Origin of the sequence: uncultured Agrobacterium sp. (assembly GCF_913777885.1) — a bacterium.
Lineage (GTDB): Bacteria > Pseudomonadota > Alphaproteobacteria > Rhizobiales > Rhizobiaceae > Agrobacterium.
On record NZ_CAJYTV010000011.1, the window covers coordinates 569,049 to 594,856 of the forward strand.

General features: G+C 57.0%; 26 protein-coding genes. 6 read left to right on the forward strand and 20 right to left on the reverse strand.

Annotation, left to right across the window (positions count from 1 at the left end):
- Positions 1 to 185 precede the first annotated feature (185 nt).
- From QZ869_RS11230 to QZ869_RS11300, 15 genes are all read right to left on the reverse strand, one after another.
- Positions 186 to 560 (reverse strand): hypothetical protein, encoded by a 375-nt coding sequence (locus QZ869_RS11230; protein ID WP_296104591.1) that lies wholly within the window; start codon positions 558 to 560, stop codon positions 186 to 188.
- A 167-nt stretch (positions 561 to 727) separates the two neighbouring features.
- Entirely contained in the window at positions 728 to 1,918 is a 1,191-nt protein-coding gene (lpxB, locus tag QZ869_RS11235; RefSeq protein ID WP_296104594.1) for a lipid-A-disaccharide synthase, read from the reverse strand.
- Positions 1,915 to 2,823 carry an LpxI family protein gene (locus tag QZ869_RS11240; RefSeq protein WP_296104596.1) on the reverse strand — a complete coding sequence of 303 codons (909 nt, stop codon included), beginning with the start codon at positions 2,821 to 2,823 and terminating at the stop codon, positions 1,915 to 1,917. Before QZ869_RS11240 ends, lpxB begins: the two co-directional genes overlap by 4 nt.
- Positions 2,786 to 3,598, reverse strand: coding sequence for an acyl-ACP--UDP-N-acetylglucosamine O-acyltransferase (gene lpxA / locus QZ869_RS11245; protein ID WP_296037276.1), 813 nt, complete (start codon positions 3,596 to 3,598; stop codon positions 2,786 to 2,788). Before lpxA ends, QZ869_RS11240 begins: the two co-directional genes overlap by 38 nt.
- Positions 3,595 to 4,062: a 3-hydroxyacyl-ACP dehydratase FabZ gene (gene fabZ / locus QZ869_RS11250; protein WP_296104598.1), complete on the reverse strand. Its 468-nt coding sequence runs from the start codon at positions 4,060 to 4,062 to the stop codon at positions 3,595 to 3,597. Before fabZ ends, lpxA begins: the two co-directional genes overlap by 4 nt.
- A complete protein-coding gene (lpxD, locus tag QZ869_RS11255) occupies positions 4,055 to 5,116 on the reverse strand; it encodes a UDP-3-O-(3-hydroxymyristoyl)glucosamine N-acyltransferase (protein ID WP_296078159.1) in 1,062 nt (353 codons plus the stop codon). The genes fabZ and lpxD overlap by 8 nt, the downstream gene beginning before the upstream one ends.
- A 49-nt stretch (positions 5,117 to 5,165) precedes the next feature.
- The gene (gene bamA / locus QZ869_RS11260) at positions 5,166 to 7,490 is read right to left on the reverse strand and encodes an outer membrane protein assembly factor BamA (RefSeq protein WP_296104601.1); all 2,325 of its coding nucleotides are present in this window, start codon (positions 7,488 to 7,490) and stop codon (positions 5,166 to 5,168) included.
- Positions 7,491 to 7,689: 199 nt separating this feature from the next.
- Positions 7,690 to 8,811 carry an RIP metalloprotease RseP gene (rseP, locus tag QZ869_RS11265; RefSeq protein ID WP_296104603.1) on the reverse strand — a complete coding sequence of 374 codons (1,122 nt, stop codon included), beginning with the start codon at positions 8,809 to 8,811 and terminating at the stop codon, positions 7,690 to 7,692.
- 61 nt (positions 8,812 to 8,872) lie between these two features.
- Positions 8,873 to 9,706, reverse strand: a complete 834-nt coding sequence (locus QZ869_RS11270) for a phosphatidate cytidylyltransferase (protein ID WP_296104605.1) — start codon at positions 9,704 to 9,706, stop codon at positions 8,873 to 8,875.
- Positions 9,706 to 10,449 (reverse strand): isoprenyl transferase, encoded by a 744-nt coding sequence (locus tag QZ869_RS11275; protein ID WP_296104607.1) that lies wholly within the window; start codon positions 10,447 to 10,449, stop codon positions 9,706 to 9,708. The genes QZ869_RS11270 and QZ869_RS11275 overlap by 1 nt, the downstream gene beginning before the upstream one ends.
- Positions 10,450 to 10,526: 77 nt before the next feature.
- A complete protein-coding gene (gene frr, locus QZ869_RS11280) occupies positions 10,527 to 11,084 on the reverse strand; it encodes a ribosome recycling factor (protein WP_296018447.1) in 558 nt (185 codons plus the stop codon).
- Positions 11,085 to 11,154: 70 nt separating this feature from the next.
- On the reverse strand, positions 11,155 to 11,877 hold the full coding sequence (gene pyrH / locus QZ869_RS11285; protein ID WP_296018445.1) for a UMP kinase: 723 nt from the start codon (positions 11,875 to 11,877) through the stop codon (positions 11,155 to 11,157).
- A gap of 198 nt (positions 11,878 to 12,075) precedes the next feature.
- Positions 12,076 to 13,002: a translation elongation factor Ts gene (gene tsf / locus QZ869_RS11290; RefSeq protein ID WP_296018442.1), complete on the reverse strand. Its 927-nt coding sequence runs from the start codon at positions 13,000 to 13,002 to the stop codon at positions 12,076 to 12,078.
- Between the two features lie 268 nt (positions 13,003 to 13,270).
- Entirely contained in the window at positions 13,271 to 14,038 is a 768-nt protein-coding gene (rpsB, locus tag QZ869_RS11295) for a 30S ribosomal protein S2 (protein ID WP_296018441.1), read from the reverse strand.
- Between the two features lie 190 nt (positions 14,039 to 14,228).
- On the reverse strand, positions 14,229 to 15,068 hold the full coding sequence (locus QZ869_RS11300) for a cell envelope integrity EipB family protein (RefSeq protein ID WP_296018439.1): 840 nt from the start codon (positions 15,066 to 15,068) through the stop codon (positions 14,229 to 14,231).
- A gap of 118 nt (positions 15,069 to 15,186) precedes the next feature.
- On the opposite strand from QZ869_RS11300, the gene QZ869_RS11305 reads away from it, so the two are divergent.
- The 4 genes from QZ869_RS11305 to QZ869_RS11320 are packed head-to-tail and all read left to right on the forward strand — an operon-like array spanning position 15,187 to position 18,025.
- Positions 15,187 to 15,657: a RidA family protein gene (locus tag QZ869_RS11305; protein ID WP_296037291.1), complete on the forward strand. Its 471-nt coding sequence runs from the start codon at positions 15,187 to 15,189 to the stop codon at positions 15,655 to 15,657.
- Positions 15,654 to 16,397, forward strand: a complete 744-nt coding sequence (locus QZ869_RS11310) for a glycerophosphodiester phosphodiesterase (RefSeq protein WP_296037295.1) — start codon at positions 15,654 to 15,656, stop codon at positions 16,395 to 16,397. The genes QZ869_RS11305 and QZ869_RS11310 overlap by 4 nt, the downstream gene beginning before the upstream one ends.
- The gene (locus QZ869_RS11315) at positions 16,394 to 17,584 is read left to right on the forward strand and encodes a GNAT family N-acetyltransferase (RefSeq protein WP_296104608.1); all 1,191 of its coding nucleotides are present in this window, start codon (positions 16,394 to 16,396) and stop codon (positions 17,582 to 17,584) included. Before QZ869_RS11310 ends, QZ869_RS11315 begins: the two co-directional genes overlap by 4 nt.
- A gap of 21 nt (positions 17,585 to 17,605) precedes the next feature.
- Complete coding sequence (locus QZ869_RS11320) at positions 17,606 to 18,025, forward strand: HIT family protein (RefSeq protein WP_296083763.1); 420 nt, start codon at positions 17,606 to 17,608, stop codon at positions 18,023 to 18,025.
- Positions 18,026 to 18,156: 131 nt separating this feature from the next.
- On the opposite strand, the gene eno is transcribed toward QZ869_RS11320, so the two are convergent.
- The 3 genes from eno to QZ869_RS11335 form a co-directional block, all read right to left on the reverse strand.
- Positions 18,157 to 19,431, reverse strand: a complete 1,275-nt coding sequence (gene eno / locus QZ869_RS11325) for a phosphopyruvate hydratase (RefSeq protein ID WP_296078148.1) — start codon at positions 19,429 to 19,431, stop codon at positions 18,157 to 18,159.
- A 216-nt stretch (positions 19,432 to 19,647) separates the two neighbouring features.
- A complete protein-coding gene (gene kdsA / locus QZ869_RS11330) occupies positions 19,648 to 20,496 on the reverse strand; it encodes a 3-deoxy-8-phosphooctulonate synthase (RefSeq protein WP_296104611.1) in 849 nt (282 codons plus the stop codon).
- A 1-nt stretch (position 20,497) separates the two neighbouring features.
- Positions 20,498 to 20,644 (reverse strand): hypothetical protein, encoded by a 147-nt coding sequence (locus QZ869_RS11335; protein WP_296104613.1) that lies wholly within the window; start codon positions 20,642 to 20,644, stop codon positions 20,498 to 20,500.
- A gap of 330 nt (positions 20,645 to 20,974) precedes the next feature.
- On the opposite strand from QZ869_RS11335, the gene lexA reads away from it, so the two are divergent.
- Positions 20,975 to 21,700, forward strand: a complete 726-nt coding sequence (gene lexA / locus QZ869_RS11340; RefSeq protein ID WP_296104615.1) for a transcriptional repressor LexA — start codon at positions 20,975 to 20,977, stop codon at positions 21,698 to 21,700.
- A 146-nt stretch (positions 21,701 to 21,846) separates the two neighbouring features.
- On the opposite strand, the gene QZ869_RS11345 is transcribed toward lexA, so the two are convergent.
- Positions 21,847 to 22,245: a GFA family protein gene (locus QZ869_RS11345; RefSeq protein ID WP_296037309.1), complete on the reverse strand. Its 399-nt coding sequence runs from the start codon at positions 22,243 to 22,245 to the stop codon at positions 21,847 to 21,849.
- Between the two features lie 376 nt (positions 22,246 to 22,621).
- On the opposite strand from QZ869_RS11345, the gene QZ869_RS11350 reads away from it, so the two are divergent.
- Positions 22,622 to 23,311, forward strand: coding sequence for a glutathione S-transferase family protein (locus QZ869_RS11350; RefSeq protein ID WP_296078144.1), 690 nt, complete (start codon positions 22,622 to 22,624; stop codon positions 23,309 to 23,311).
- 11 nt (positions 23,312 to 23,322) lie between these two features.
- Here QZ869_RS11350 and QZ869_RS11355 read toward each other — a convergent pair whose 3' ends face one another.
- Positions 23,323 to 25,803 (reverse strand): ComEC/Rec2 family competence protein, encoded by a 2,481-nt coding sequence (locus tag QZ869_RS11355; RefSeq protein ID WP_367115327.1) that lies wholly within the window; start codon positions 25,801 to 25,803, stop codon positions 23,323 to 23,325.
- Between the last annotated feature and the right edge of the window lie 5 nt (positions 25,804 to 25,808).

Genomic DNA, 25,808 nt, shown 5'->3' on the forward strand with positions numbered 1-25,808 from the left:
GTTGAGCGGTGAAGAATCGAGGCTCGCCTCGTTTCGGACGGAGATTAGTAAGCGAGACCACGTAGAAAACCAGTGAGCTTACTTTTTGATTTCGCTCGTTGTTCCGACGCGATGCAAAATAGCGCGAAAAGGCGCTGTCGATGCGATAGCCTGCCAATAACGCAAGCTTGGAACGAGCTACTTTCTCATCGAGTGCTGGAAGAACTGCCCTCAGTTCTTTCTTCAGCCATCAAAGCTCGGTCTTTTTCGACGGCGTCGAGCGCTTTCACTATTTCCTGCGATAGGTGTTTTAACTCCACGAGAGACATCCCGTATATAAGGGAAGCTTCATTGAGGTGCAGTCGAATCCGTCCGGTGTAGGTGAAATTGGGCAACCTGATTAAATGAACGAGACCCCGGCGACTTTGGTTGTGTGATATATCTATTTGATAGATCAGCTCTCCGCCATAGACGCCGCGCTTCGCCTGCTGCTTGAGACCGCCGAAAAATCTACGAAAAAAATTCATGATGAGCAGCCGTCGGATGTCGATGATTTCTTTGAAGGCGATCTTATCAAGCATCGGCTGCTTCGTATTCAAAGAAAAATAGCTTACTTCGAACTGCCTGTCTCGCCTCACATGTATCAACATGCGGACCGGAGCTGTCGGAATAAATAGATCGAGGAGCGCGAGTTAAGAACGAGGGACGATATTTTGAATACGGAAGGAATTCATCCACTCGTCACGCCTTAGTGATCGTTCTGGCCGCTCTTTTCTTTGATGGTCTCAAGCAGTATCGCTGCCCCGCGTTCGCCAGGCGGCACGTCTGTCCTCAGCCGTTCCTGCACCAGCTCGAACCCTTCCAGCATGGCGCGGCGTTGGATGGTGTCGGACGACAACCGCTCCGCCCAGCGTAGCATCGAGCCGGCGCGGACGACCTCGTTGAAATATTCGGGCACAACGGCGTAGTCGGCGATCAAATTGGGTAACGCGCCTGTCCATGTCTTCACTCGCTTGCTCAGCATCGTGAAAATCCAATCGGTCTTATAGACGGACACGACCGGAACATGGCACAGCGCGAGTTCCAGAATGACCGTGCCGGAGGCCGCAATCGCTGCATCTGCATCAGCAAAGCAGCGCCACTTGAACGTATGATCGGTGCCGATCTCGGGGCGAATAGCCTCCGGCCAAGAGGCCGCTAGGTCCCTGATCCTCTTTTCCTGTCGCAGCACAGTTGGCAGGACGAATCGCGTTGGCCCATTCCGCGCCACGAATGCGCTTGCAGCCTGCTCGAATGGCTCCATCAGGCGGCTCGTTTCCGTCGAGCGAGAGCCCGGCAGGAGGAGGATTGTCCGCCTATCACAAGCGGAAGGGGCGGGACGCAGAGCCCGTTGCCCGCGCACTGCCAGCACATCCGCATCGACACTTAAACGGTGGCCTACGAAAGTCGTTGCCGGACCGCCAAGCCGCTGCATCGCCTCCGGTTCGAACGGCAACAGCGCTAACACGTGGTCGACATAAGACAGCATCGCCGTCGCCCGGTACTCTTTCCAAGCCCACACACTCGGACAAACATAGTTTACCACCGGCAGATCTGGCAGCACTTTTCGCACGCGCTTGGCGACGCGATGCGTGAAATCGGGACTGTCGATGATCAGCAGCGCGTCCGGCCGATAGGCAATAATGGCATTTGCCGTTTCCCTGATGCGGGAAATTAGTTGCGGCAGTTTCTTCAGAACCTGAGTGAAGCCCATGATCGAGAGTTCGGAATAGTCGAACAGAGAACTCAGTCCCTCAGCCGTCAGCTGTTCACCGCCGACGCCAAAGAGTTCCACCTGCCCCGGATACTGTTTCTTAAGCGCGCGTACAAGGTCAGCACCGAGGAGATCACCGGACACCTCGCCCGCCACGACAGCAAGTTTCAGCACGCCGTCTGTCACATCATATCTCCTTCAAGCGCCGTATCTATGCCGCACACGAAAAGGCCTGCCTCATCAGCAGCTTTCAACATCGCTTCTCGATCAAGAATGAAGGCCCTGCCCGCCTCTACGGCTATGCCGGCCAGTCCGGCCTTTGAGGCGTTCTCGACGGTCGAGGGGCCGATCGTGGGGAGATCGGCGCGGATATCCTGCTGCGGCTTGCAGAGTTTGACGAGCACGCCCTTGCGGCGCTGCGAGATGCGGCCGGCAGTACGAAGATCAGCCACCCGCTCCAGCATGCCATCGGTACCCTCGACCCCTTCCAGAGCAACGATGCGTCCACTGACAGAAACAGCACCCTGGCCAACATCCAGCACACCGAGTGCCAGCGCCGCGCGTGCGGCTTTCACGATATCTTTGCGGTCATCATCAGTCGGCTTGATCTTGCCTAGCGGACCCGTGGTCGCAAGAAGTCGAGGTGCAATCTCGTGAGCGCCGATAACGCGCACGCCCTGCGCTTCAATCAAGCCGATCACCATCTGCAGCACCGTGTCATCACCGCCCGACAACAGCGTGCGGATAATCGAGGGCATTTGGGCGATCATTTTCAGGTTCGGGCGAATTTCCCGCCACTCTGGGCGCCGTGCTACACCACCCGACAGAACCACGCGATCGATGCCATGATGGCTCAGGAGGAGACCCAGCCCTTTGACATCGCCAACACTGATCGAGGCACTTTCGAACTGTGACCAGTCCAGATCGGCTTCATCCTTCAGGCGGATGATCAGCGGGTCCTCTCCCGCAGATCGTGCGGCAATCGCCACATACAGGGGAAGAGAACCGCTACCGGCGATGATCGCCAGACGCTGGGCGCCCGCAGCCACCGCGTTACTTGCCGCGGTTCGGCGATGAGATCGCCCGGTCATTGGCGGCGGCTATAAAGTCGACGATCTCCAGCGCTTGTGGGCAATCGAGATAGTCTTCGCGGATGGCCGCAGCGTTGGCGCGTACGTTGCCTTCGCTTTCGAAGATTTGCTTGTAGGCGCGGCGAACAGTGTGAATATCTGCGCGCTCTATGCCTGCACGCGTCATGCCGACAACGTTAAGCCCGCTCAATACCCCCGGATTACCGTTCAACATACCATAGGGAATCACGTCATAGCTCACAGCAGACAGGCCGCCGATGAAGGCTTGGCGACCGATGCGGGTAAACTGGTGCACCGCGCAGCCACCGCCCAGAATAGCCTTGTCCTGAATGTGCACATGGCCAGCCAGCATCACATTGTTCGACAGGATGATCTCGTTGCCGAGAATGCAATCGTGCGCCACATGGGAGTTGGCAAGAAATAGGTTGTCGTCACCAACCACCGTTCTGCCGCCGCCATCCGAACTGCCGGTATTCATCGTCACGCCTTCGCGGATCGTGCAACGCGCGCCGATGTCGAGCGTCGTTTCAGAGCCATCGTGGCGGATCGCCTGCGGTTGACCGCCAATAATAGCCATCGGGTGGATGACGGTACCCTCACCCACCACTGTGCGACCTGCCACGACAGCGTGGTTCAACAGCTTGACACCGTCGCGCAAAGTCACCTTTGCGCCGACATGAGCGAATGCCCCGATTTCGACATTCTCGCCGATGATCGCGCCATCCTCAACAATCGCCATGGGATGGATTTTGGCAGAAGCCGAAACCGCACTCATTGCTGGTCCTCTGGGATCATCATCGCACCGACATCAGCCTCGGCCACGAGAGTGCCATCCACCTTGGCTTCGCAATGGAATTTCCAGACATTGCCGCGCTGGCGCTGCTTGACGACGTGGATCTCCAGACGATCACCCGGCACGACGGGCTTGCGGAAGCGGGCATTGTCGATCGTCATGAAATAGACGAGATAGCCTCCGCCGTCCTGGTTTCGAGCGCAGATCGCGCCAGCCGTCTGCGCCATGGCTTCGACGATCAAAACACCTGGCATGATGGGACGGTCAGGAAAATGGCCAGTGAAATGCGGTTCATTGACGGTAACGTTCTTTATACCGATCGCAGAATTATCGCCATCAATGTCGATGATCTTGTCGATCAGCAGAAAGGGATAACGATGCGGCAGCAGCTTCATCACTTCAAGGATGTCAGCCGCGCCAAGCGTCGTCTTCGTCTCTTCAGACATTCTTGTCTCCTGTTTTTCTATCGCGTTCTTCTGCGCGGGCGAGAATGTCGGCCATGTCACGCAGGAAATGTTTGATTGGACGGGCAGGCGTACCACCGACCTTAGCGCCCGCTGGCACGTCGGACACAACCCCGCTCATAGCCGCAATCTGCGCGCCATCGCCAATCGTGATGTGACCATTGATACCGGCCGCACCGCCAATCATCACGCCATCGCCAATGCGTGTGCTTCCTGCGATGCCGACCTTGCTGACGATGCCGCAGTGACGACCGATCCGGACGTTATGACCGATCTGAACCTGGTTATCAATTTTGGTGCCCTCGCCAATGACGGTATCATCCATCGTGCCGCGATCGACAGTCGTATTGGCGCCGATCTCGACATGATCCTGAATAATGACACGACCGATCTGCACGATCTTGATCATACCACGCGGTCCGGGGGCATAGCCGAAACCATCTTGCCCGATCCGCACACCATTATGGATGATCACCCCGTTACCAAGGAGGGCAGAGAGAATACTGGCACCCCCGGCAATGGTGCAGTCACGACCGATCTGAACCTCGGCTCCGATAATGGCGCCGGGCCCGATGCGTGTGCCCGCACCAATTTGCACATGCGCGCCGATAACCGCAAAAGGCTCGACGATGACGCCGGGTTCCAGACTAGCAGTCGGATCGACGTGAGCGGAGGCCGATACAGATGTGCCCTCGGCGACGGCAGAAGGCCGCATCGCCGACGGATGCAAAAGCTCACCGGCCTGCGCGAAGATCGTATGGGGGTTCTTGCAGATAAGAGCCGGAATATGCCCCGGCACGATGCTCTTGAGCGACTCGTCGCAGATGACGGCGGCTGCATCACATGTCAGCAGCTCATCCCTGTTCCTGCGGGACAAGATGTAGCAGAGCTGGTCCTGCTTGGCCCGCGACACAGGAGCGATGGAACGCACCATACGGTCAGCAAAAGCCTGATCAGACAGTTCCGCCCCAAGACGGGCTGCGATGTCTTGCAATCGCAGGCCTTCGTGGGGCGGAAAAAAAGCATTGTATTCCATGACGCGGAAACTCCAGAACATTCAAACTCGCAGTTCTGGACTGCCGATATCAGAAAGTGTTGGACATGCCAAACCGGAAACGCTGTTCCTCGTCGTAGCTTTCCTTGGCAATCGGAACTGCATAGTCGACGCGCAGCGGACCGAACGGCGAAGCCCACATGATGCCGATACCTGCAGACGCACGGATGGAGCTGTCATCCTGGACGCCGGCTGCATTCGAGACCTTGCTGCCGTAGAGCGTACCCGCATCGACGAAGCCAGCAAGGCGCAGACCGACATCTTCCGGAACGAGCGGCATTGGTGCAGTCACTTCAGCCGAAGCTGCGAAATATGTCGTACCACCAATCGCATCCGAACCAATACGTGGACCGATGCCGTCATTCTTGAAGCCACGGATCACACGTCCGCCGATCTTGAACTGATCGAAGACGTAGAGATTGTCGCCCGTCGGAACGACATGACCTGCCTGACCCGTGAGAGAGCCGATAATATCGTACTCATCCGAAAGGGTGTGGTAGTAACGAATCTTACCGTAAATCTTGTAGTATTCGGAATCGCCACCCAGACCCGCAAACTCATTTGTCAACGCAGCCTGCCAGCCTTCGCGTGGCATGTTGCGGTCGTCCAGCGTGTTATAGTTCAGCGTATTGGAAATGATCGACTGAGTCCAATCACCACCGGCGATCAAATCGCGATATGGGCCCGCCAGGTTTGCAGGATTAGTCCAGTCATTCTTACCGTCGTAGTTGAACTGCTTGTAGGTGTACTTGAACGTGGTACTGAGCTCTTCAGTAATCGGCGCGGTCACGCGAAGCGCGAAGCCCTGTTCGTCATAGTCATAATAGTCTTCATTCTTCGTCTGGCTCTTGAACAGGTCGAAGCCTGCGGCGAGACGGTAACCGAGGAAGTAAGGCTCGGTGAAGGACAGCGTGTAGCTGCGCGCATCATCCTGGCCTGCACCAGCGGCAACACGGATATACTGACCGCGACCGAGGAAGTTCTTCTCTTCGATGGACGCTTCCAGAAGAGCACCGTCGTTCTGCGAGTAGCCTGCACCGATACCGAACGAGCCCGTTGGCTGATCTTCGACATCAACGACGATTACGACGCGGTCGGCAGCGCTACCCTGAGAGGTGCTGATATTGACCTTGGAGAAGTAACCGAGAGCCTCAAGACGACGCTTGGCAGCGCTGACGACCGTCTGGTTGAACGCATCGCCTTCGCTGATATCGAATTCGCGACGAATGACATAGTCACGTGTACGCGTGTTGCCACGGATTTCGATACGTTCGACATAGGCGCGCTCGCCCTGATCGACGATGTAGGTGACACCGATCTTGTTGCCAGCCAGATCGCGGTCGCCACGCGGCGTCACGCGGGCAAAAGGATAACCTTCTGCCGCGACACGTTTGGAAATGGCTTCCATGCTCTGCTGAACTTCCTTGGCACTGTAATAGGAGCCAGAGCGCGTATCGACGAGACCCTGAAGCTGCGAACCATCAATACCAGGCACCGTGGATTCAACTGCGACATTGCCGAAATTGTAGCGCTGACCCTCATCAACCGTAATGGTGATGGTGTACTCGTTGGTCGCCTCATCGAGGACGGCGTTGGAGGACACGACACGGAAATCGGCGTAGCCGCGGTTGTAATAGAACTGGCGCAACGCCTCTTCATCGGCGCGCAGCTTGTCTTCATTATAGACGTCCTTGCGTGTCAGGAACGACAGCATGTTGGACTTCTTGGTATTGATGACGGCAGCCAGACGGCCATCGCTATAGGCGTTGTTGCCGACAAAATCGATACGCGCGATCTTGGTGCGCTCGCCTTCATTGATCTGGAAAGCGAGGTTGACGCGACCCTGGGCAACAGGAACGACCTGCGTGGTTACCTGGACGTCGCTGCGACCGATGGCAGCATAGGCATCCTTGATACGGGCGATATCCGCCGTCACGACTGTCTGATCGTATGGTCCGAGAGACTGCGTCTGGACGATGCCCTGCAGCTTGTCGTCCTTGATCTTGCGGTTGCCGTTGAAAACCACTTGATTGACGAGATTGTTCTCGCTGACGGTCACCACGAGCGCATTGCCTGCGACACGCATGCTGACGTTGGAGAAATAGCCCGTTGCATAAAGGCGCTTCACCGATTCATCGATATCGGAATTGGAGAAGTTACGACCGGGAGCGATCGTGATGTTGGAGCGAACAGCATCCGCGCCAGCGCGCTCTGCACCGCGAACATCGATCCTGCTGACTACAGCTGCATTGGCAACACCGGCAGAAGCAAGCACCCCCATAGCTGCAATCGAAGAAACACCAGCAGACAGCGCAACCGCCGATACCGCGTTCAAAAATCTTGAACCAGCCTTCATTTCAATTCTTACCTTTTCCCGTTGTCCCTCAGCGGGCGGAACCCGACTCCGGCCATCTGCGTCGTTTTACCTGCTTTTCCTCTACAAGCAAGCCCGACCGTTAATTTCTGTTTACTTCGCAAGCCACCGTGACCCAATCGCCACTTTGGCTTCAAAACAAGGTAAACACCCTCTTAAAAAAACAGCTCGAAATGGCCCTTTAGCCGATCAAGCTGCTGATATCGTTCCACGTGGCAAAAACCATCAGACTGAAAATCATCGCCAACCCGATACGAAAGGCCACCTCCTGCGCACCGGATCCAACCGGCCTGCCGCGCACCGCCTCTATCGCATAGAACACCAGATGGCCGCCGTCCAGAATGGGCACGGGCATGAGATTGAGTAGTCCAATCGAAATTGACAGAACCGCCGCCAGTTGGATCAGCGCTCCGAATCCCAGTGTAGCAACCTGCCCGGAGGCCTGCGCAACACGCACCGGCCCGCCCAACTGATCAGCATTCATCCGTCCCGTGACGAGGTTGCCGATATAGTTGAAGGTTCCTGTGATGACGTGGCCGGTCTCTCGCACACCCTCGACCAGCGCTTCCACAGGCGTGTAGCTCACATGACGGAAATTGCCCCGCGTCTGATCCGTGGTGATGCCTATAATTCCAAGCTCGATCTTGTTACCGAACTGGTCGGTCGTTTCCGTGCGCGTCGGAACCATAGGCAGCGACAGATCGCGGCCATCTCTCTCGACGGTGACATTGATTTGCGTTCCCGGACGGATGGAGACATAGCGGCGGACGTCTTCAAACGTCTGCACCTTTTCGCCATCGATTGCGATCAGCCGGTCACCCGGCAGAATGCCTGCCGTCTGGGCGGCGCTGTCAGGGCGCACTTCGGAAACCACAGGATCGGAAATCATCCGGCCGTAGACCGTGAAAAGGACCATAAAGATCAGGATCGCCAGGATGAAATTGGCAATGGGACCGGCTGCTACCGTCGCAGCCCTCTTCCAGAGCTTCGCACCGGCGAGCGTCTGCGCCCTCTCCTCAAGCGTAAGACCGGAAAGGCCGTCGCTGTCCGGCTTGCTGGACACATCCTCATCGCCGAAGAATTTGACGTAGCCACCAAGTGGCACAGCCGAGATCTTCCAGCGTGTCCCACGCTTGTCGGTGAAGCCGATCAGTTCCGGACCAAAGCCGACGGAAAATGCGGTCGAGCGAATCCCACACCAGCGTCCGACGAGGTAATGGCCCATTTCGTGGACGAAGACCAGCAGCGAGATCACGAGGATAAATGGCACCATATAACCGGTTAGAAAATTAACCGCAGCCATCACAGTGTCCATATTATTCCCGATTCCCTATATAGCGTCTCTTGTCATCCGTCTGGTCAGATCAGAAACCGAGCAAGATACCATCGCCCGATCCTGGCACATCACCAGTTACTGCTGCGTGAACCACCGCAATCAGGAATACGGTAAAGCAGGCGAAAACAAGACCGTCAACCCGGTCCATGAAACCGCCATGACCCGGAATAAGATGACTGGAATCCTTCACCCCGAACCGGCGTTTGATGAAGGATTCAAACAGATCGCCAATCTGGCTGAAGATGGAGAGCGCAAGCGCCAGCGAAAGTACGGTCAGCGAGATGGCGCCATGATAGGCCAGCGCTACAGCGCCGCCCGCAACCAGGCCAAAAAACGTGCCGCCAGCAGCACCCGACCAGGTCTTTCCGGGAGAGATCGATGGCGCGAGCTTTGGACCACCGACAGCGCGCCCGACGAAATAGGCAAGAATGTCAGTCGCCCAGACGATCGAGAAGACGAAAAGCATGCCGACGAGGCCAGTCGATTCCTCGCCACGAATGGCCGCGAGCGAAATGCCGCTGAGAGAAGAGTAGACGATGCCGCCAACAAGCCACCAGTTTGGACCCCGCAGGATCGGAAACAGAGCAGCAGTGATCGTAAAGCCGGATAGCAGAGGAAGATCAAGCGAGCTTTCGCCAAAGATCGTATTGCCACTCATCACCGCGACAGAGAACCAGCCCCAGGCATAACCCGTCGGATTGCTGTCAGAAAGTCGGGTGATCGTGCTCCACTCATAAAAGATGAGAAGCGACAGAAGTCCGGCGATAGCGCGGAACATGATCCCGCCATACCATGTCGCCGTCAAAATGACGACGGCCATCACGATGCCCGAAATGATCCGCAGCTTCAATTCGCGGCTCATCAGGCGCCCGCCATAGCAATTTGAGTGGAGAGGCCACCGAACCGACGATCGCGCGTCATGTATTGATCGATCGCAGCCATCAGTGTCTGGCGATCGAAATCAGGCCAGTAGTCCGGAATGAAGAGAAACTCAGAGTAAGCGGCTTGCCACAACAGGAAGTTTGACAGCCGCTCCTCGCCGCTGGTTCGGATGATAAGGTCTGGATCGGGAATACCTGCCGTATCAAGCCGGGCGGAAATCGCCTCTGGCGTGATCGCGGAAGCGTCGAGCCGGCCTTCCGCAACATCCAGCGCAAGCGACGCGGCAGCGCGGGCAATCTCGTTGCGCGAGCCGTAGTTAAAGGCAATGATCAGTGTCAGCGCCGTATTATCGCGTGTTGTCTGCTCCGCCTCTTCAAGCAGGGCTCGGACATCGGCCTTCAGTCCTGCTCTGTCACCGATGATACGTACCCGAACATTTTCCTCGTGCAACTCCGCAAGGTCGCGACGAATGAAAGCCTTCAGCAATCCAAGAAGGTCGGAAACCTCAGATTGTGGCCGGCGCCAGTTTTCCGAGGAGAAGGCGAAGAGCGTCAGATACTTCAAGCCGCACTGGCCAGCCGCCTTCACCGTTTCGCGCACGGCATCGACGCCCCGTCTGTGGCCCATGATGCGTGGCAAGCCACGCTGCTTGGCCCAGCGACCGTTACCATCCATGATGATAGCGACGTGCTCAGGTAACGGTGAAGGTGCGATTTCCGACATCTCAATCCATTTCAGGGTGTGCGGAGTTCAAGACAGCAAGTCTATGCCATGACAGAGGCAGTGATCGGTTAAACCGATTATACCTGCATGATTTCCTTTTCCTTCTCCGCAAGCAAGCGATCAATTTCAGAAATCGTGTCGTCCGTCATTTTCTGAACCTTGTCGGATTTGGCACGGCTTTCGTCCTGCCCGATGTCTCCATCCTTTTCGGCCTTTTTGAGACCGTCCATACCATCGCGGCGAACGTGGCGGATGGCGACCTTGGCCTTCTCGGCATAGTCGTGCGCAACTTTCACGAGCGACTTGCGACGCTCTTCGTTGAGCTCTGGAAGAGGAATACGCAGATTCTGGCCGTCGACAATCGGGTTGAGCCCAAGATTGGACTCGCGAATGGCGCGGTCGACCGCGCCGACCATAGACTTGTCCCAGATATTGACGCCAAGCATGCGCGGCTCCGGCACGGTGATATTGGCCACCTGGGAGAGCGGAACGCGGGAACCATAGGCATCGACCGTGACGGGATCGAGAATGTTGGCGGAAGCGCGTCCGGTTCTGAGCGACGCGATATCGTTCTTGAACGCGTTGATGGCACCGTCCATGCGGCGCTTGATGTCATTGAGGTCAACACCACTCATCTTCATACTCCATTTTCGTTCTGGCCTTGGCGGCCCATTATCTTTACCGGCGCAATAAGGCGTCCGGCAATTATGCGTCGTGAACGATGGTCTTGAGACCGCCGCCCGTCAATATTTGCGCGAAACCGCCCTTTTCGTGGATAGAGAACACGATGATAGGAATGTGATTTTCCCGCGCCAGCGCAACAGCCGCTACATCCATCACCGCAAGGCCCTTCGCCAGCACTTCCGAGTGGGTGAGTTCATCGAAACGCGTCGCTGTAGGGTCTTTCTTGGGATCGGCTGAGTAGATACCGTCGACCTGCGTGCCCTTGAAGATTGCCTCTGCTCCCATTTCCGCAGCGCGTAGAGCTGCGGCAGAATCAGTGGTGAAGAACGGATTGCCGGTGCCGCCGGCAAAAATCACCACCCTGCCCTGCGACAGATGATGGATCGCAGCACGCTGCGAGAAGCTTTCGCAGATCTCCGGCATGGCGATAGCGGAAAGAACGACGGTGTCGATGTTGAGCTTGCGAAGGGACGTGGCGAGCGCCAGAGCATTGATCACGGTTGCCAGCATGCCCATGTGGTCACCGGTCACGCGGTCGCCACCCTTGGAGGCAACGGCCACGCCGCGGAAGATGTTTCCACCGCCAACAACGACCCCGACCTCAACGCCCATGGCCCGCGCTTCGGCGATATCGGACGCGATACGATCCGCGACGGCGACATCGATGCCGAAGCCTTGGTCGCCCATGAGGGCTTCGCCGGATGCCTTGAGAAGAACACGTTTATAGAGCGGCTTGGAAGACATCATGACTCCTTTAGCAGGCAACGCAAAAGCCAGGAGCGGCTTAGCGGCAATGGCAGGCGAAACATACTTGGTTCGACATCGCAAGAACATCTGTAAAGATTTTGCGGGCAAACCGAACGATAACCGGAACGCCGATACACGAAGGGCACCGCGTTGTCACGCGATGCCCCGGAGTTTTCCAATATTTGGGTAAAGGGATCAGCCCTTTGCGACGGCCGCAACTTCTGCAGCGAAATCGCTTTCTTCCTTCTCGATGCCTTCGCCGAGAAGCAGGCGAGCCATGCCCACAACTTCGATCTTGGCGCCAGCTTCCTTTTCGGCTTCTTTGATAGCAGCCTCAACCGTGAGGTCGGGGTTGATAACGAAAGCCTGAGACAGAAGAGCAACTTCTTCGAAGAACTTGCGCATGCGACCATCTACCATCTTTTCGATGATGGCTTCCGGCTTGCCGGATTCACGAGCCTGTTCGATGAAGACGTTGCGTTCGCGCTCAGCAACAGCTGCGTCGACTTCTTCAGCGCGGATCGCGAGCGGGTTGGTTGCAGCAACGTGCATGGCGACCTGACGACCAATCGAGGTCAGAACAGCCTTGTCGCCCTCAGACTTCAGAGCAACCAGAACGCCGAGCTTGCCAATGCCGTCGCCAGCAGCGTTGTGAACGTAGGTCGCAACAACGCCGTGCTCGACTTCGAGCAGCGCTGCGCGGCGAAGAGCCATGTTTTCGCCGATTGTGGCGATAGCGTCCTTGATCGTGTCGGAAACGGACTTGCCGGTCGCAGGATAGGTGGCGGCAGCGATCGCATCGACGGAGCCATCGGTCGTCAGAGCGACGGAAGCAACGCCACGAACGATGTCCTGGAAGGCGTCGTTGCGAGCAACGAAGTCGGTTTCGGAGTTGATTTCGACGACGACAGCCTTGTGGCCGGCAGACGCAATACCGATGAGGCCTTCAGCAGCGGTACGGCCAGACTTCTTGTCAGCCTTTGCAATACCCTTGGCGCGCAGCCAGTCGATTGCCGCTTCCATGTCGCCATTGGTTTCAGCCAGGGCCTTCTTGCAATCCATCATGCCTGCGCCAGACTTTTCGCGCAGTTCCTTTACCATTGCGGCGGTGATTTCGCTCATTGTGTGCCTCTTGTCGGTTCGGTCGGCCACGGCAGTCTTGCCAGGCCGAAATCGGATTGTGGGAACGAATGTACCCGGAACTGTGACAGGCTGATGAAACAGCCGCCACGAAACTTGTGAAACCAGCCGCTGTTCCCGTTTGGGCCAATTGCTCGGTCAACGGTGTGCTGCGGCTTGAAACGAACAAGGCCGTCGAACGTGCAGTCCAGAACGGCCTTGTCTTATCCTGATGAGAAGGCGGCGCAGTGAGCGCCGCCGAAGGCCAATATCAGGCGTTGGCTTCGTCTTCGAGAGCAGGCTCGATCGGAGCTTCTTCAGCAGCGCCGATGTCGCGGCCGGAAGCGCCCTGCTGACGTGCGATGCCGTCGATGGCAGCGCGGGCGATCAGATCGCAGTAAAGCGAAATGGCGCGCGAAGCGTCGTCGTTACCGGGGATCGGGAAGTCGATGTGGTCCGGATCGCAGTTGGAGTCGATGATGGCGACAACCGGAATGCCAAGACGCTTGGCTTCTTCGATCGCGATCTTTTCCTTGTTGGTATCGACGATGAACATCAGGTCCGGAACGCCACCCATATCGCGGATACCGCCGAGAGCCTTTTCAAGCTTTTCGCGCTCGCGCTCGAGGTTCAGACGCTCCTTCTTGGAGTAGCCAGAAGCTTCCGAGTTGAGGATTTCGTCGACCTTGCGAAGACGCTGGATCGAGTTCGAAATCGTCTTCCAGTTGGTCATCATGCCGCCGAGCCAACGCGAGTTGACGTAGTACTGAGCGGAGCGCTTTGCGCTGTCTGCAATGATTTCGGAAGCCTGACGCTTCGTGCCGACGAACAGAACGCGGCCACCACGAGCAACGGTGTCGGAAACGACCTGAAGCGCGCGAGACAGCATTGGAACGGTCTGAGCCAGGTCGATGATGTGGATGTTGTTACGATCGCCGAAGATGTACGGCTTCATCTTCGGGTTCCAGCGATGTGTCTGGTGGCCGAAGTGAACACCAGCTTCCAGAAGCTGGCGCATAGAAAAATCGGGCAATGCCATGCCTAGTTACTCCTTTTCCGGTTGAACCCCCGCGAAGCGAACAGCGCCGTTTGAGCGGCACCACCGGGCGGAATGAACCGGATTTCTCCCGGAACACCCCAAGCTTCGCGTGTGGAATGGTGAGCCGCATACAGCGAGCTCACCCAAATTGCAAGCATCCGGCATGAAAAAACGCCGGCATCGTCAGATTTCAGCGCACTTGTGGCGCTTCGCAGGTTTCAGGCTTGAGAACATCGAGCTTTGCAAGCTTGCCGGTCAAGACGAAGTCGCCATAGTCCATTGTCAGGTCTCGGGTGATTCCGTTCTCGTAAAGCTTGAACGACATGCGATAGATCGGCAGCGAGTCCGTTCCCGTTTTGTCGTTATAATAGGCAATCGTGACTGGCCAGAATGGCGCCTTGGCAAAGTCTCCCGCCATACTGGCATCGGCATCGCCGTCTTTGGGAGTCTGCTGCTTTCCGACGAGTGTGGATGTGATCAGGCTTTGATCACCGTCATCGGAACCGTCGAAGACGCGCGATTCGAAGATACGCTTGCCCATCTTGGCATTCTCGATGACCTGGAACATATGCTCCGTAGGGAATTCACCAGGTACGAGATCGATTTCACGCGGATCCGGCTTCGAGAGGTCGACTTTCATCTTGCCTTCGACGTCAGCGGCAGAACCGATAACTTCCTTGTCGAGCTTGTCGTCGGTGAAGGACTTGGTTTCGAAGGTGAATTTCTTCGATGCCGCGTCCTCGTAGGTCGTCGTCTGCTGGTCGGTCATCCGCACCGCGTCACCGGTATTGATCTGGGTGACAAAACGAAAATCCGTCTTGTAGCCCTTGCAGGACGAGCCGGTGAATTCATAGACCATACGTCCGGTCATACCTTCGATGCCGGAGCGGTCGGACGCGTCCTTCAGCTCAAGATCATAGACGGCGCGGTGGGAGATCAGATTGGGAACGCTGGCAGGCACGGCACTTGCGATGCAGGGCATGAGGCCCACGCCAGCGGCAAGAACGAGAGCAAGGTTCCTGACGATCATTCAATATCTCCTGTTGGACTCATCGCTCATACTGTACAAGCAACCGTCCGGCTTTTGGACATCATGCCCTGAATGCCGGATTTTTGAAAGTTTTACAACCAAAGCGGAAACGGAAAAAATGTCGGACGCAATCGAAGCCCGCCTCAAGGAACTCGGATACACTCTTCCCGCCGCAGCAGCCCCTGCCGCCAACTATGTTCCCTTCACCATCAGCGGCAATCTGCTCTATATTTCTGGCCAATTGCCGATGGAATCCGGCAAGATTGCGGTCACCGGGCACGTCGGTCGCGACGTTGATGTTGCCAGCGCGCAAAAAGCGGCAGAGCTTTGCGCCGTTAATATTCTAGCGCAGGTCAAAGCGGCGTTGAACGGCGATCTGTCCAAGGTCCGTCGTGTGCTGAAGCTGAACGGATTCGTTGCCTCCGTCCCGGAGTTCACGGAACAGCACCTCGTCATCAACGGCGCTTCTAACCTGATCGCCAATGTTCTGGGTGACGCAGGCAAGCACGCGCGCGCAGCGGTCGGAATGGCATCGCTTCCTTTCAATGCCGCCGTCGAAATCGACGCCATCGTGGAAATCGACGTATGACACTGAAACTGTCCTGGTTGACGGCGCAGCCCGTCGCCCATCGCGGCTACCACGATCTGAACAAGCAAGTCTGGGAGAACACGCTTTCAGCCTTCTCCCGAGCCATCGAGGGCGGTTATGCCATCGAATGCGATGTGCAACTGGCCGCAGACAGCGTTCCGGTCGTTTTTCATGACGATGAGATGACCCGTCTTACGGGCATCAGGGGCGATGTGCGCGAACGCACCTCCGCCGAACTCGGGATGTTGTCGATCGGTCAGACAAGAGATCGCGTACCGACGCTGAAGCAGCTACTACAGCTGTGTGCTGGCAAGGTGCCGCTTGTCATCGAGTTGAAAGGTCGGGAGGGCGAAGGCGTCGATGATGGCTTCGCCGAAGCCGTTCTGGATGATCTCGAAGGCTACCGGGGCCAAGTGGCGCTGATGAGCTTCGACCACCATCTGCTGAAGGCTTTGAAGACTGCAGGCTCCCCCTGGCCTTTGGGGCTGACCGCAGAAGGCGCTGATCCGGAAGACTTCTTCAAACACGACGAGGCAATGCAGATCGGCCTCGATTTCATCTCCTATTTCTGGGGCCACCTACCGAACAGCTTCATTGAAGCGCAGCGGAAGCTTGGCGTACCGGTAATTACCTGGACGGTACGGGATGAAAATGCCTTGGAGAAGTCCTATACTTATGCTGATCAGATAACATTCGAGGGTTTCGTTCCCGACGTGAAGGACCGGCCAGCTACCGCATGAGCGACGAATACACCATTCGCGTTGCACAGTCCTTCAAGGACATTGCTCCGGAAAGCTGGAACAGGCTTTCCGGAGCATCCAGATCGGCTATCGCCAATCCCTATAATCCATTCACCTCCCACGCCTACCTCGCCTCGCTTGAGGATTCCGGCTCGGCCACGGCCAAGACCGGTTGGCTCGGTCAACATCTGTTGCTGGAGCGCGGCGATGGTGAATTGATAGGCGCCGTTGCGGGCTATTTGAAGAATCACAGCCGCGGTGAATATGTCTTCGACCACGGCTGGGCCGATGCTTTCGAGCGAGCGGGCGGGCGCTACTACCCTAAGCTCCAGTGCTCCGTCCCCTTCACGCCTGCAACCGGCCCACGCCTTCTGACCAGTGGCGTGGACGTAGCCGCGTTTCAGCAGGTCCTCGCATCAGGTCTCCGGCAGGTGACAGAGAAACTCGGAATATCTTCCGCGCATATCACCTTCGCGCCGGAAGACGAAATCGAAGCGCTGCAGGATGAAGGTTTTCTGCATCGCACCGACCAGCAGTTTCATTTCATCAATCAAGGCTACCGAGATCACGCCGATTTTCTTGATGCCCTTTCATCGCGCAAGCGCAAGAGCCTGAAGAAGGAACGGCGCGCAGCGCTGGAAAACGGCATCGAAATCGACTGGCTGACCGGCAGCGATTTGACGGAAGATATCTGGGATCAGTTCTTCACCTTCTACATGGATACCGGCAGCCGCAAATGGGGCAAGCCTTACCTCACCCGCAATTTCTATTCCCTCATCGGCGAGCGGATGGCAGACGATATCCTGCTGGTGATGGCAAAGCGGGACGGCAGGTACGTTGCCGGCGCCATCAACTTCATCGGTGGGGATGCGCTTTACGGACGCCACTGGGGCTGCATTGAAGATCATCCCTTCCTGCATTTTGAAGTCTGCTACCATCAGGCGATCGACTTCGCGCTTTCCAAAGGCTTGAAGCGTGTGGAAGCCGGCGCCCAGGGCGAGCACAAACTGGCCCGCGGCTACACGCCGGTCACCACCCACTCCGCCCACTACATCGCCCATCCCGGCCTTCGCCACGCCATTGCCGATTATCTGGAGCGTGAGCGTAGCGAGGTCGAACAAATCAACGACTATCTTGAAGACCACAGCCCGTTTCGCAAAGGCGAACGGCAGGAAGACGACGTCTAGAAAATTGTAAGGGAGCGCTCAATGGCCGTCTATGACGACAACAACATCTTCGCAAAAATCCTGCGTGGGGAAATCCCTTGCGTCAAGGTCTACGAAGACGACCACACGCTGGCCTTCATGGACGTGATGCCCCAGGCACCCGGCCACCTGCTGGTGATCCCGAAAAGCGGTTCGCGCAACATTCTGGACGCCGATCCCGAAGTCTTGATGAAGACGATTCCGGTCGTCCAGAAGCTCGCGGTTGCCGCTAAGGAAGCCTTCGATGCGGATGGCATTTACATTTCGCAGTTCAACGAGCCGGCCGCTGGCCAGACCGTCTTCCACTTGCACTTCCACGTTGTCCCGCGCAAGGACGGCGAGCCATTAAAGCCGCACAGCGGCGCGATGGCGGATGTGGAGATGTTGAAGGCTCACGCCGAGAAGATCAAACAGGCACTGTAAGTGCGAATCTCGACGTTCCGATCGTCGAGAACAAAGACCGCATCGCTCACGAAAAAACCCGCCGAGTCCATCGGCGGGTTTTTCTGTTAACGGGCTTATGGAAAGCCACTCCAGATCATCGGAGCTTCAAATCAGCCGCGCAGGATCGAACGACCGGCATAGGCAGCCTGCGGACCCAGCATCTCTTCGATGCGGATCAGCTGGTTGTACTTGGCCAGACGGTCGGAGCGCGACAGCGAGCCGGTCTTGATCTGACCGCAGTTGGTGGCAACTGCGAGATCGGCAATCGTCGAATCTTCCGTCTCTCCAGAGCGGTGAGACATGACCGCGGTGTAGCCAGCCTTGTGTGCCGTCTCCACAGCATCAAGCGTCTCGGTCAGAGAGCCGATCTGGTTGACCTTGACGAGGATCGAATTGGCAACGCCCATCTTGATACCGTCGCGCAGGCGCGAAGAGTTGGTGACGAAAAGATCATCTCCAACGAGCTGAACCTTGGAGCCGATCTTGTCGGTCAGGTACTTCCAGCCATCCCAGTCGTCTTCGGCCATGCCGTCTTCGATGGAGATGATCGGGTACTTTGCCGCAAGTTCTGCGAGGTAATCGGCCATGGCTTCCGGCTCGAGCGTGCGGCCTTCGCCTTCCATCTCGTACTTGCCGTTTTTGAAGAACTCGGTCGAGGCGCAGTCGAGAGCAAGCGCGACGTCGTCGCCCGGCCTGTAACCGGCCTTTTCAACCGACTTCATGATGAAGTCCAGCGCTTCCGGCGCGCTCTTCAGGCCTGGCGCAAAGCCGCCTTCGTCGCCGACATTGGTGTTGTGGCCCTGGGCTGCCAGTTCCTTCTTCAGAACGTGGAAGATTTCCGCGCCGATACGCACTGCGTCACGGATACTTTCCGCGCCGACCGGCATGATCATGAATTCCTGGAAGTCGATTGGGTTGTCGGCATGCGCACCACCATTGATGATGTTCATCATTGGAACGGGCAGCAGGTGGGCATTCGGGCCACCGACGTAACGGTAAAGCGGCAGGCCAGTGGTTTCGGCAGCAGCCTTGGCGACGGCAAGCGAAACGCCGAGAATGGCGTTGGCGCCGAGGCGGGACTTGTTCGGCGTGCCGTCAAGCGCGATCAGTGTCTGATCGACATGGATCTGGCTTTCAGCATCGAAACCGCCAAGCGCATCGAAGATTTCGGTGTTGACGGCTTCAACAGCCTTTTCAACGCCTTTTCCGAGATAGCGCTGTCCGCCATCGCGCAGCTCGACAGCCTCGTGAGCGCCGGTGGATGCGCCAGATGGAACGGCGGCGCGACCGAAGGAGCCGTCTTCGAGGTACACATCGACCTCGACCGTGGGATTGCCACGGCTGTCGAGGATTTCGCGTGCGATGATGTCGGTAATGGCTGTCATGGTCTCTCCCTTGGGACTGGAACAGAGGATTTCAGTCGCTTGTCTTAGAGCGCATCGGCAAAGCTGTGAAGCCGTTTTTGAGCCGGATAGCGGATAAGCGATACTGAAATATGTGAAAGGTCATTGCCACTTCGCTGTAGACGAAGCGTGAGAAATTACAATGACGAGGCGTCGTCCTACGCGCCGCCCCACCTATAAAAATCGATTAGGCCAAAATCAGGCGGTCTTGGCGATGGCGTCAAACGCCAGAAGCTTTTCCAGAAGCTTCGGCATATCCTTCAGATGAACCATGTTCGGTCCGTCAGACGGCGCATTGTCCGGGTCTTCATGAGTTTCGACGAAGAGGCCGGCAATGCCGACGGCGACAGCCGCACGCGACAATGTATCGACGAATTCGCGCTGGCCGCCGGTGGACCCGCCCTGCCCTCCTGGTTGCTGCACGGAATGCGTCGCATCGAAAACCACGGGCGCACCAAGCGAGGCCATGATCGGCAGCGACCGCATGTCGGACACCAGCGTATTGTAGCCAAAAGACGCGCCACGTTCGCAGAGAAGAACATTTGGATTGCCGCTCTCATTCAATTTTGAAAGGACGTTCTTCATATCCCAGGGCGCCAGAAACTGCCCCTTTTTCACGTTGATGACCCGTCCGGTCTTTGCGGCGGCCACCAGAAGATCGGTCTGACGGCTGAGAAACGCCGGGATTTGCAGGACATCGACGGTCTCCGCTACAACGGCGCACTGCTCTTCCGTGTGGATATCGGTCAGCACCGGAAAGCCGAACTCTTTCTTGAGGTCGGTGAAGATTTCCATGGCCCTGTCGAGGCCGATACCGCGCTTGCCGGAAAGAGAAGTACGGTTCGCTTTATCGAAAGAGGACTTGTAAACCAGCCCGATGCCGAGCTTGGCGCACAATTCGTGAAGCGTGCCGGCAATCATGAAAGCATGGTCGCGGCTTTCCATCTGGCACGGGCCGGCAATCAGCGAAAACCGTTCCGTATTGGAGAAGGAGACAGCGCCTTTTCCCTCGCCAGCCACCACTTTCAAATTGTTTTTTACAGTCATCTCATTCCTCACGACTCATGCGCCAGACATCGCCGGCAACCGCAACCTTGCGAGCTTGCAAAGGCCTTACAACATCAGCCCAAAAATCGGAATCGATTTTCCAGCTCTTCAGGCTTGAAACCTTGCGCCAGCAAAATGCGACAAACATTCTCGCTGTTCTCACCTCCAGAGGAAACCCGGACCGGTTTCGACGCCTTCCAGGCCTTCCTCGCACGCTGGCTTCGGTCGGCTCCTTCTCCTGCGAGACGCGGTTCTAACCAAGCTGAGCGATCAACCTGCTGCTCGCCATCGTCGTGTTCAGGAGGATGCTGTCATATTCCTAGCGGCAAGCTTCCACATTTGCGCGGAAACAGGACAGCGAAACGGCAAGCCGGAACGTTTGCGGAATTTTAAGGGATTGCAGAACACATATGGAACATATAGTGTTCGTTCTGTATTTGTTTCGCGAATTCTCGCAACGCATTCCAAGGGTTTTCTCATGCTCACGCGCAAACAGCAGGAACTGCTCCTATTCATTCATGAACGAATGAAAGAGTCCGGCGTGCCCCCGTCTTTCGATGAGATGAAAGATGCCCTGGACCTCGCTTCCAAATCCGGTATTCACCGTCTGATCACCGCCTTGGAGGAGCGCGGCTTCATCCGCCGTCTGCCGAACCGGGCAAGAGCGCTGGAGGTTATCAAACTCCCGGAAGCCTATTCCGCACCCGCGCAGAAGCCCGTACGTGGATTCGCCCCAAGCGTGATCGAGGGTAGCCTCGGAAAGCCGAAAGCGCCGGAACCTGCCCCTGCTTCAAAACCCGTAAATGATGCGATTTCAAGCGCGGTCACCGTTCCTGTGATGGGACGCATCGCTGCCGGTGTTCCGATCTCCGCCATTCAGAACAATACCCACGATGTTGCCGTGCCGGTGGACATGATCGGGACGGGTGAACATTACGCATTGGAAGTCAAGGGTGACTCCATGATCGAGGCCGGCATCTTCGATGGAGACACCGTGATCATCCGCAATGGCAGCACGGCCAATCCTGGAGACATCATCGTCGCTCTTGTGGATGATGAGGAAGCAACGTTGAAACGGTTCCGCCGCAAGGGTGCTTCGATAGCCCTGGAGGCCGCGAACCCGGCCTATGAAACCCGTATCTTTGGGCCCGACAGGGTCAAAATTCAGGGCAAACTTGTGGGTCTCATTCGCCGTTATCACTGACCGGTGACTGAAGGCACCCTACATCGGATCGGTTGAGCGCAGTAATCTCAGAACAAAATCAAAAAGGCAGGTCATCGCCTGCTTTTTTTGTATTCCGCGCCTCAACGGAGACAAAAGCAATGATGGGACAATGAAACTGCACGGGTCTATCGCCCTTCTTCGGTTCGGCCTGTCGATTTCCGATCGCGATCGAAACGGCGCAATGCGGGGTAATCCGGAAGCCATGCCTCACGGCGGATTGTCCAAAGCTCGTAGGTCGGCTCAAATTGATCCGGCTCGTCGAGTGAACCGAGATTGACCTCTACTTCGTCGCCGCTCCGGCCAAAAACCGGTGAACCGCAATCGGGGCAAAAAAAGCGGCCATTGTAGCTGCGAGTGTCTCCATCGATCGTTACGGCATCCTCTGGAAAAATTGCCGAGGCAAGAAAGAGCGCACCATGATGTTTGCGACAATCCATGCAATGACAAATCCCGACACGATAAGGCTGACCGACAAGAGATAGCCTTACCTTGCCGCAGGCACAGCCACCAGACCTCACCACCATGTTATTCCTCCTACTCCACGATACCTAGCCACCGAACACCGAACTTCGAATGAAGTTCAAATCCCACCACTCACGGCGACTGTTTTTGCTCTTCGACAGACCGACACATCAAATAATGTGAAGACCGCCATTCGTGATCCGGCCTGTAACTCCCTGTGGGACCGCGCTACGAGATTACTGACAAATGTTGTCAACCGAGAAAACCCAAGCATTGTCCGCATGAGACTGCGCAACGGTGTGCAGCAGTGAGAGGCGCTCTAATATCGAACGAGGGAATATGCGCGGATCTGAATGATTGGGACGCGCTTCAACGTGAACCAGCGCCGGAATCCATCAAGCCATGCGAACAAACGCATCACCATTTGGAGACAAAAGGATGTACGAACTCTACATAGCCAACAAGAACTACTCGTCTTGGTCGCTTCGGCCCTGGGTGCTGATGGAGACCTTGCAAATCGCATTCGCAGAGAGGCTCGTGCCCTTCAACGATCCCGATCCAGTGAACCGCTTCACCCACTTCTCGCCCACAGGTAAGGTACCCTGTCTGGTGGATGGAAACATCACCGTCTGGGATTCGCTCGCGATCGTCGAATACCTCTCCGAACGTCATGACGGCGTGTGGGCACACGATGCCAAGGCCAGAGCATGGTCGCGCTCTGCAAGTGCTGAGATGCATTCGGGCTTTCAAGCCTTGCGCAATCTTCATCCCATGAATGTTGGCCTGCGGGTGAGATCAAAAGCACAGACTGAGGCGCTGACGAAGGACATAGCCCGCATCGACGGCCTCTGGCAGCAGGGGCTTGAAACGTTCCGCGGACCGTTTTTGGCGGGCCAGAACTTCACAGCCGTCGATGCCTTCTTCTGCCCAGTCGCGTTTCGCTTCCAGACCTATGAAACGGCTCTGTCACCGGAGGCTGAGGCCTACAAAGCCCGCCTTCTCGCACTGCCAGCGATGAAAGCATGGGAACAAGCAGCGCTCTCAGAGCAATGGCGTGATCCAGATCATGAAGAGGAAGTCCTGGCGTCAGGCGAAATCATCCAGGATTTGCGCTCATCTCCAAATTGACACCGAAGGACCTAGGGCTGCTTCTCAAGCATCTTTCGGATATGGTCCGGCAACTGTGTATCGAACGTCTTGCTGCGCCAGTCATAAGCGCGATGCACGGACCACGCTCTTTCCAGGCTATTCATCGACGCCCGGGCTTTGGCGACGGGCGCTTCGCTGACGTTCAGCCAAAGCTCGAGCGATCCCGTTTTTCGCAAGGTGGCTGCGCTGATCAGCAGCGCGCCTGAGCGGCACTCGGTAAAAGGCACGAAGCGCGTGGTGACGACAATATCTGCTGCATCGCAAGCCGTTCCGGCAAAGGCCGTATCGGATACAACTGCAACCTTGACACCACTGCCATGGCGTCCGGCGCACCATGCGTCTTTTTGACAGGTGAAGAGATTGCTTCGATCGAAAGCGGTGACCATTCTGGCCTGGGCGCTTTGTCTCTCTTCGCCGCTCAGCGGTTTCGGGCGACGTGTCGCCTTCTGCTGCGTGTCGTTGCCTGCCCTTGCAACCTTTTCATCCAGCACAAGCGGGGCAATGTGCTTCTGCGGCAAAGGCACTGCTCTTTCCCACTGGTCATAGACGAAACCTCTTGCCTGTCTCTTGGTCGTGGCGATGGCATCGTCGTTGCGAAAAGCCACAAGCGCGCCGTCCTCATAGATCAACAGGTCGGGCTTGGTTTTGCGCTGCTCGGCGATCATAAGGCCAAAACCTATGATGAGAACCGGCAGCCCCAAAAGCGCAAGGCGCGTGCGCAGCAACGTGAGCAGAAGAAAGCCCGTTGTCGACACGATGAGAAACCAGGAATGCTGGCGCCCGATAGTGGCATCTCCGCCCCAGCTTGCGACTGTTTTGGCAATATCGATAACGATTGCCATGCCGTAGCCCATCACTTTGAGGAAAGGCGCATCGAGCCCGAATGGCATGAGCAGCATCGCCACCAGAGCAAACGGCATGACGATGAGCGACATCACAGGCATGGCCGCAAGATTGGCGGCAAGCCCATAGGTCGTGACGCGGTGAAAATGCTCCACGGAGTAGATCGCAGTGGAAAACCCGCCGATCAGCGAGGTTATGATCACGCCGCCGACGATAGCGCCGAGTTTGGAGGAAAGCACCATCCATAACGGTGGCCTCGCGATGAAAAGCCGCTCCCCGTCCCCTCGCCATCTACTCCAGAACGCATATGTGGCAACCAGCGCCAGTGTCGCGGCAAAGGACATCTGGAAACTGGGCCCCATAATCTCATGCGGAGACATCACGAGAATAACGATCGCCGCCAGCGCCACATTGCGCAGGCTGATCGACGGCCTATCGACCAGGACGGCCGCCAGCATGATCGACATCATCAACCACGCCCGTTCGGCAGAGACTGCAAAACCGGAGATCAGGTAATAGGCAAGCGTCATCATGAGCGCTGCGAATGCGGAGATTTTCTTGACTGGCCAGCGCTGCGAGAAAGCCGGAAATAGACTGAACGCCATACGCATGCCGACAAAGAAAATGCCGGATGCGAGCGCCATGTTCAGCCCCGAAATGGCAACAATATGCGCCAGCCCTGAAACGCGCAGCGCCTCCATCGTCTCCTCCGAGATTGCCCTTCTCTCGTCGGTGATAACGGAGGCCGCGAACGCACCGGCATCGCCGCCGATCACGCTGCGTATCCTATCAGCAATCGCCGAACGCAGCATATAGAGCCAGGAGGAGACGCTATCCACCCACCCCGACCTCCCCTCAACGCTTGCCAGCAGCGGCAACGACTCAGGTGCGCTGTAGAAGAAGCCAGTGGCGCCGATGCCATCGAAATAGGCGGAAAAGGCGAAATCATTGAGGCCAGGAAGAGCCGGGCCGGACGGTGGAGAGAGGCGCGCCTTGCCGCTGATACCTGCACCGACCGGAACAGGCTCATGCCGGCTGCGGGAAAGAACGGAGATTCGGTCAGGTAATCGCGCCAGCATCGGATCGCTGGTGGATTTCAGTGCGATGACATAGCGCGAGTGACCCTTTGCATCGACTTCGCGCCGCTCCACCGTGCCACTGATCGTGGTGGTAACGGCACCGTCCAGAACGACCGTTCCCACCCGGCGCGTCTCCAGGTCGGCGAGTATCATTCCAAGCAACAGAAGCGCTGCTGCAGCCAGCAGATATGACAGAACGCTCTGACGGTGACGTGTGACGACCGCAGCCGGTATGATGAAGAGACCGCTTGTGAATAGGGCGATACCTGAGAGCGCAACCGGCAAAGAAAACCAAAGCGCCGCTCCGGCCGCAATGAAGACCGGGACGAATAGAAAGACATGCCGGTACTGTAGTTCCTCGATCACATAACGCGACAAAGCCGCGCCGATACGTTGGACTGGGTTCTGCGGCAGGCTGAGCACCGTGTCGTAAGACCCGATATCGTTGAGGGTCACCGTCACGGGTAAGCTCGATGCGTCCGGCGCGCCCGTTGCGGGCGTGCGCGTGTCGAGCAAGCGAAAATGCTGCCGTTCCCCCAAATCCTGCAATGGCC